This is a genomic window from Halomonas sp. BC1, assembly GCF_002078135.1.
In the GTDB taxonomy this organism is placed as follows: Bacteria; Pseudomonadota; Gammaproteobacteria; order Pseudomonadales; family Halomonadaceae; genus Vreelandella; species Vreelandella stevensii.
Map to the genome: position 1 here is coordinate 290,440 of NZ_LFGS01000019.1, position 7,060 is coordinate 297,499.

Annotated in this window: 8 protein-coding genes; all 8 read left to right on the plus strand. The window is 62.2% G+C overall.

Annotation, left to right across the window (positions count from 1 at the left end):
* The first annotated feature begins 12 nt into the window (after positions 1–12).
* Entirely contained in the window at positions 13–756 is a 744-nt protein-coding gene (locus B7L72_RS15375; RefSeq protein WP_016914828.1) for a heme ABC transporter permease, read from the plus strand.
* Entirely contained in the window at positions 753–1,007 is a 255-nt protein-coding gene (gene ccmD, locus B7L72_RS15380; RefSeq protein ID WP_016914827.1) for a heme exporter protein CcmD, read from the plus strand. Before B7L72_RS15375 ends, ccmD begins: the two co-directional genes overlap by 4 nt.
* Positions 997–1,506: a cytochrome c maturation protein CcmE gene (gene ccmE, locus B7L72_RS15385; protein ID WP_016914826.1), complete on the plus strand. Its 510-nt coding sequence runs from the start codon at positions 997–999 to the stop codon at positions 1,504–1,506. The genes ccmD and ccmE overlap by 11 nt, the downstream gene beginning before the upstream one ends.
* Positions 1,507–1,557: 51 nt before the next feature.
* The gene (locus tag B7L72_RS15390) at positions 1,558–3,558 is read left to right on the plus strand and encodes a heme lyase CcmF/NrfE family subunit (protein WP_016914825.1); all 2,001 of its coding nucleotides are present in this window, start codon (positions 1,558–1,560) and stop codon (positions 3,556–3,558) included.
* Positions 3,555–4,082, plus strand: coding sequence for a DsbE family thiol:disulfide interchange protein (locus B7L72_RS15395; RefSeq protein WP_016914824.1), 528 nt, complete (start codon positions 3,555–3,557; stop codon positions 4,080–4,082). Before B7L72_RS15390 ends, B7L72_RS15395 begins: the two co-directional genes overlap by 4 nt.
* Positions 4,073–4,543 carry a cytochrome c-type biogenesis protein gene (locus tag B7L72_RS15400; RefSeq protein WP_026001813.1) on the plus strand — a complete coding sequence of 157 codons (471 nt, stop codon included), beginning with the start codon at positions 4,073–4,075 and terminating at the stop codon, positions 4,541–4,543. The genes B7L72_RS15395 and B7L72_RS15400 overlap by 10 nt, the downstream gene beginning before the upstream one ends.
* Positions 4,540–5,787 (plus strand): c-type cytochrome biogenesis protein CcmI, encoded by a 1,248-nt coding sequence (gene ccmI, locus B7L72_RS15405; RefSeq protein WP_081195357.1) that lies wholly within the window; start codon positions 4,540–4,542, stop codon positions 5,785–5,787. The genes B7L72_RS15400 and ccmI overlap by 4 nt, the downstream gene beginning before the upstream one ends.
* Positions 5,788–5,820: 33 nt before the next feature.
* On the plus strand, positions 5,821–7,060 hold a 1,240-nt coding region (locus tag B7L72_RS15410; protein WP_176212901.1), incomplete at its 3' end, for a chromosome segregation SMC family protein.

Below are 7,060 nucleotides of genomic sequence, written 5' to 3' on the forward strand. Positions count from 1 at the left end.
GATGGGAAGACCATGTGGGGCTTTATAAATAAACTGCGATCTCCCAAGTGGTTTTATGCGATCAGTGCCAAGCTACAGCCCTGGTTCTGGGTGGCAGCCGCGCTGTTGCTGGCCGTGGGCACCGTTTGGGGACTGGTGTTCGCCCCGGCCGACTACCAGCAGGGCAACAGTTTTCGCATCATCTATGTGCATGTGCCTGCTGCGTTTCTGGCCCAGTCCATCTTTGTCTCCATGGCTATCTCCGGGCTGGTGTTTATGGTCTGGAAAATCAAGGTCGCCGACATGTTGGCCACCGTGATTGCGCCGCTGGGTGCCGCCATGACCTTCATCGCGCTGTTTTCCGGCGCCGTCTGGGGCGTGCCCACCTGGGGCACCTGGTGGATGTGGGATGCTCGGCTCACCTCGATGCTGATCCTGCTGTTCCTCTATCTTGGGGTCATCGCCCTGCGTGGCGCCTTCACCAGCCGTGACAGCGGGTCGCGGGCAGCTTCCGTGCTGGCCATGGTGGGTGTGATCAATATTCCGATCATCAAATACTCCGTCGATTGGTGGTACACCCTGCACCAGCCCGCTACGTTCACCATCACCGGGCGCGCGGCCATGCCCATGGAAATGTGGGCACCGCTGCTGATCATGGTGCTGGGCTTCTACAGCTTTTTTATCGCGCTTGCCTTGATGCGTACCCGCAGTGAAATTCTGCGCAGGGAAGCCAACAAGCGCTGGGTGCGTGAACTCGCCGAGGAGGTGAGCCAGTGACCTTTGCCTCGCTGAACGAATTCTTTGCCATGGGCGGCCACGGTCTCTATGTGTGGGCCGCCTGGGGCGTAACTGCGCTTCTGATGTTAGGGATCCTGCTGCATGCTCGCCTGGAGCGGCGCCAGTTGATCAAGGGAGTCAAACGCCGCATGCGTCGTGAAAAAGCGCAGCGCACGGCTTCCCCCTACGGTACTACGGCTGCGCAGAACCCGGTTAACTCTGCTCAAGGGGATGTTCGCAATGACGCCTAAACGCAAGCAAAAGCTGTTTATCTTTCTGGGCCTGGTCTCGCTGACCGCCATCGCCGTGGGGCTCACGCTGTATGCGCTGCGCGCCAACATCAACCTGTTCTTCAGCCCGGTACAAATCGCCCAGGGGGATGCCCCTCTGGACCGCCAGATTCGTGCCGGTGGCATGGTCCGAGAGGGCTCGGTACTGCGTGACCCCGACAGCCTCGACGTAGCGTTCACGGTGACCGACTACGTGGACGATGTCGAGGTCTACTACAGCGGCATCCTGCCCGACCTGTTCCGTGAAGGGCAGGGCGTGGTGGTGGTGGGCCAGCTGCAGGCCGATGGCCGACTCTACGCCGATAAAGTGCTGGCGCGTCACGACGAAAACTACATGCCGCCGGAAGTCGCCCAGGCACTGAAAGAAGCGGGCTATTCGCCCGCTGATTTCCAGGCCAAGGCCGCCGAAGTGGGTAAGCGCCTGGAGCAGCAGGGCGTTCCACAAGCAAGCGATTACTAACGGCTTATCCCTGCAATATTCGGTAATGCTTACTGCCAATGCGGAGCGCTCATGCTGATTAAAATGATTCCTGAAATTGGCCACTTTGCGCTGGTTATCGCGCTATTGATGGCGATCGTGCAGGCCGTGATGCCGCTGCTGGGAGCCGCTACCCGCCGCCCCCTCTGGATGGCCTATGGTTACCCCATGGCAACCGGCCAGTTCCTGTTCGTGGCCATTGCCTACCTGTGCTTGACCACCAGCTACATGCTGGATGATTTCAGCGTGGCCAACGTGGCCAACAACTCCAACTCCCTGCTGCCTTGGTACTACAAGTTCAGCGCCGTCTGGGGCAACCATGAAGGTTCGGTCCTGCTCTGGAGCCTGATGCTGGCAGGCTGGGGCTATGCGGCTTCGGTGTTCTCCAAGGAGTTGCCTCGGGACATGGTGGCTCGGGTGCAGAGCGTCATGGGCATGGTGTGTGTCGGCTTCCTGTTGTTCATCCTGATGACCTCCAACCCCTTCGAGCGGCTGCTGCCCAACATGCCCGCCGACGGCGCTGACCTGAATCCGCTGCTGCAGGACTTCGGCCTGATTGTTCACCCGCCGATGCTTTACATGGGCTACGTGGGCTTTTCGGTGGTGTTTGCGTTTGCCATTGCGGCGCTGCTGGGGGGGCGTCTGGATGCCGCCTGGACCCGCTGGGCGCGCCCCTGGACCAACATTGCCTGGGCGTTTTTGACCGTGGGCATCGCGCTGGGTAGCTGGTGGGCCTATTACGAGCTTGGCTGGGGCGGCTGGTGGTTCTGGGACCCGGTGGAGAACGCTTCGCTGCTGCCCTGGCTGACGGGCACGGCGCTGGTACACTCGCTGGCGGTGACCGAGAAGCGCGGCTCGTTCAAGAGCTGGACCGTACTGCTGGCCATCTCGACCTTCTCGCTCTCCTTGCTGGGTACGTTCCTGGTGCGTTCGGGCGTGCTCACCTCGGTCCACGCATTTGCCAACGACCCGTTCCGTGGCTTCTTCATCCTGATGTTGCTGGCCATCACGGTCACCCTGTCGCTGCTGGTATTTGCCCTGCGTGCTCCGCGGGTCAGCCACAAGGTGGGCTTCAACTGGCTCTCTCGGGACTCCTTGCTGCTGATCAACAATGTCCTGCTGGTCATCATGACCGTGACGGTACTGCTGGGCACCGTGTATCCGCTGATTCTGGATTCGCTGGGGCTGGGCAAGATCAGCGTCGGGCCTCCCTACTTCAATGCCCTGTTCGTTCCGCTGACCGTGGTGATGTGTATCTTCATGGGCCTTGGCCCGCTGGCCCGCTGGAAGAGCATGAGCGGCAAGGAGCTGTGGCGCAAACTGTGGCTGGCGGGCGCAGCTTCGCTGGCGCTGGGCATCGCCATGCCGCTGGTGTATGGCCGTGAATGGAACCTGTGGGTAGCGCTGGGCATCATTTCGGCGCTGTGGATCGTGCTGCCCATGGTGCGCGACCTGTTCGACAAGACACGCCACGCCAGTTCGTTCGTGGCGGGCCTGCGCAAGCTGTCGCTCTCCTATTGGGGCATGGTGCTGGGCCACCTGGGCGTGGCGGTCACCATCGTGGGCGTGGCCGTGGTGTCGAACTACAACATCGAGCGTAACGTGCGCATGTCGCCGGGGACGACGGTGGAAGTTGCCGGGTACCAGTTCACCATGACCGAACTGACCAATCGTCGTGGCCCCAACTTCCTGGCCGATACCTCGATCATTCAGGTTCAGCGCGGTGAAGAAGGACGCAGCTTCGTCATGCGGCCGGAAAAACGCCTCTACCTGGCCACCGGCATGCCCATGACCCAGGTAGCGCTGCGCCCCGGTTTCTTCCGTGACCTCTACGTGGCCATGGGCGAAGACTTGGGCGATGGCAGCTACGCCATGCGCGTGCAATACAAGCCCTTCGTGCGCTGGCTATGGCTGGGTGGCCTGCTGATGGCCTTCGGTGGCCTGCTGGCCGTCATCGACAAGCGCTACCGCCGAGTCAGCGTACGCCAACCTGAGACTGCCCGAGCCCAGCCCGCTCAGGAGGCGCCGGTATGACGCGACGTTTGCTGCTGTTACTGCTGCCCATCGGCTTTCTGGGCATTGCGCTGTTTCTCTATCAAGGGTTAGGGCAGGACCCTTCCCAGCGGGATTCGGCCCTCATGGCGCGGGAGTTTCCTGAGTTTCAGGCCACTACCTTGCGTGACGCCGAACGCCAGGTCGACCAGTCGCTGTTCATCGGCGAAGTGACGCTGGTCAACGTCTGGGGCGAGTGGTGTCCGGCCTGCAAGCAAGAGATGCCGCAGCTGCTGTCACTGGCGGATCACGGTATCCGCATGGTGGGCATCAACTATCGGGATACCCGCGAGAAAGGCCTGGAGTTTTTGACCGAATTCGGCGACCCCTTCGAGATCAACATCTTTGACCCGGATGGCAGCCTTGGTTTCGACCTGGGCGTGTACGGCGCGCCGGAAACCTTTCTGGTGGATGCAGAGGGCGTGATCCGCTATCACCACAAGGGCTATGTCTCCCCGGAAGATGTCCGTGACCGTATCCTGCCGGAGGTAGAAAAATGGCGATAATTCGTTGGATAGTGACGGCCATGCTGCTGGCCACCGCCGGTAGCGTCATGGCCGGCGGAATCGAAGTGCGCGAGTTCGATGATCCGGTACTGGAAAAGCGCTACCGCGACCTGACCGCCTCCATGCGCTGCCCGCTGTGTGAAAACCAGGCCATCGACGACTCCGATGCGCCCATTTCGGCGGACATGCGCGAGCGCGTCTACGTGCTGCTGAACGAAGGCCAGGCCGATATCGAAATCATCAACCACATGGTGCAGCGTTTCGGCGATTACATTCTCTACAACCCGCGTCTGGAGAACCGCACCTATTTGCTGTGGGGGTTGCCCATCGTTCTGGTGGTGATTGGCCTGGTGGTCGTCATCATGGTGGTGCGTGCCCGCCGCAACGCCTCTGCCAAAGCCCTGAGCGCAGAAGAACGCGCCCGCCTGAATGCCCTGATTAACCGCGAGAGGTCGTCATGACACCGGTCTGGATTGCGATTGCTTTACTGCTGATACCTGCGCTGTGGCTGCTGGTGGCACCCATGCGCGGCGCTCGCACGCTGCGTGACCAGTTGGAAACCTTCGAGGCCAACGACACCACGGCCGAGCAGAACGTGGCGATTTTTCAGCGCCGTCTGGCCTCGCTGGAGGTCGCCCGTGATCGGGGAGACATCGACGACGCGCGCTATCAGGAAGATCGCCTGGAGCTGGAGCGTAGCCTACTGGAAGACACCGTCGTCGAGACCCGTCGGCCGCTGAAATCAGCCAGTGCTGGCCGCCTGATGGTGCCGCTGGTGATGGTGGCCGTGGTCGGTGCCAGCACGTTCTGGTACCAGCAGTATGGTGCCGAAGGCGACCTGACGCTGTACGCCATCCAGCAGGAAGTGCGTCAGCACCCTGAAGGCTCGCTGAGCATGTTCACCGAGCGGATGGAAGCCGAAGCCGAGCGCCAGCCCAACAACCCCAACGTGTGGAGCGCGCTGTTTCCCATTTATCGCGACACCGGCCAGACCGATAAGGCCGTGGATGCGCTGGAACGTTTGCTGGATATCGATGGGCGTATCCCGCCGCTGCTGGCACAAATGGCTCAGCTCCAGTTTTTTCTGGCAGAGCGTCAGTTGACGCCGGAAGTGCAGGCGCTGGTAGACGAAACGCTGGCGCTCGACCCACGCCAGCCCACGGTGCTCGGCCTGCTGGGCATTCACGCCTTCGATAGTGGTGATTACGAAACGGCCATCGACCGCTGGCGCCGAGCCGTGGCCAACATCGAAAATCCGGAAACGGCGGCCTCCCTGCGCGACGGTATCCGTGTAGCTCAGGAGCGGATGGGTGTCGTGCCGGAAAATGCCGATGCTGCGGCCGCACAAAGCCAGGGAATTCGGGTGAATGTTTCGCTGGACGCCGAGCTGGAAGGCAGCGTCAGCGACGACGCCACGGTGTTCGTTACCGCTCGCGATATGGATGGCGAGCTACCACCGCTGGCGGTGATTCGTGCCCAGGTCGCGGAGCTGCCGATGACGGTAGTGCTGGACGATACGGCGGCCATGTCGGCGGATGCCCAGATCTCCCAGGTGCGTGAAGCACGCCTGATGGTGCGCGTGTCGCCCTCGGGCCAGGCCACACCGCAACCCGGGGACCTGTTCGGCGACCTGGAGAGCGTCACCGTGGGCCCGATCAGCGATGATGAAGCAGCCGAGGTGGTCATCAACCGCGTTTTTGAGTAACCTCCGCGACTTTCGCTGCAGGAAAGGATCACAATGCGCTTAACCTCCATTCGTCTTGTCGGGTTCAAGTCCTTTGTCGATCCGGTCACCGTCCCCTTCGATGGCAACATGACCGCCATCGTGGGGCCCAACGGCTGTGGCAAGTCCAATATCATCGACGCCGTGCGCTGGGTCATGGGCGAGTCGTCTGCCAAAACCCTGCGCGGCGAATCCATGGCCGACGTCATCTTCAACGGCTCGACGGGGCGCAAGCCCGTCGGGCAGGCCTCTATCGAACTCAAGTTCGACAACCGCGACGGCGGCATGGGCGGTGTCTATGCCCAGTACGCTGAAATTGCCGTCAAGCGTCTGGTCACCCGAGACGGGCAATCCAACTACTTCTTCAACGGCCAGAAGTGCCGCCGCCGGGACATCGCCGACCTGTTCATGGGGACCGGCCTCGGCCCGCGTTCGTACGCCATCATCGGCCAGGGCATGATTTCGCGGCTCATCGAAGCGCGCCCCGACGACCTGCGTGCCACCCTCGAAGAGGCTGCCGGTATCTCCAAGTACAAGGAGCGTCGCCGGGAAACCGAAAACCGCATGCGCCGGACCCAGGAGAACCTGGAGCGACTGGACGACATCCGCGACGAGCTGGACAAGCAGCTGGAGCGCCTCAAACGCCAGGCCGAAGCCGCCAAACGCTATCAGGAACTCAAGCAGCAGGAGTATCGCCTCAAAGGTGAGCTGGCGCTGCTGCGTGGGCGTACCCTGCGTGCTGAACAGTCGCACCAGGAAAGCCGGGTGCGTGAGCTGGAAATTGCCGTCGAGAAAGACGTGTTCGGCGTGCGCCAGTGCGAGACTCGGTTGGAGCAGGCCCGCGAACAGCATGACGAGCTGGCCGATGTGCTGGAGCGTCACCAGCAGCAGTTTTTCGAGACCACCACCCGCATCGCCCGGCTGGAACAGGACCAGGCCCACCGTCGCAGCCGTGAAGCGCAGCTGGCCAGCGACATCGCCACAGCCCGCCGCGACCTGGATGAGCAGCGGCTGGTCAGCGAAGGCGACCGCGAGCGACTGTTCGCCATCGACGAACGCCTGGAAGACGTACTGCCCGAATACGAAGCCCTCGAAGAGCAGCTGGCGGAGCTGGAAGAGACCCTGGCGTCGGCCAGCCCCGCCCTGGAGGCCGCCGAGCAGCAGTGGAGCGATGCCGAAAATCGCTGGCGCGAAGCCAGCCGCGATGCCGACCGCCGCCAGGATCAGCTGCGTGACCTGGAGCAGCGAATTGCCC

Bases quoted from the DNA above. Each gene is read 5' to 3' on its own strand.
- ccmE (WP_016914826.1), top strand. From the start codon at position 997: ATGACGCCTAAACGCAAGCAAAAGCTGTTTATCTTTCTGGGCCTGGTC.
- B7L72_RS15375 (WP_016914828.1), top strand. From the start codon at position 13: ATGTGGGGCTTTATAAATAAACTGCGATCTCCCAAGTGGTTTTATGCG.
- B7L72_RS15390 (WP_016914825.1), top strand. From the start codon at position 1,558: ATGCTGATTAAAATGATTCCTGAAATTGGCCACTTTGCGCTGGTTATC.
- B7L72_RS15400 (WP_026001813.1), top strand. From the start codon at position 4,073: ATGGCGATAATTCGTTGGATAGTGACGGCCATGCTGCTGGCCACCGCC.
- B7L72_RS15395 (WP_016914824.1), top strand. From the start codon at position 3,555: ATGACGCGACGTTTGCTGCTGTTACTGCTGCCCATCGGCTTTCTGGGC.
- ccmI (WP_081195357.1), top strand. From the start codon at position 4,540: ATGACACCGGTCTGGATTGCGATTGCTTTACTGCTGATACCTGCGCTG.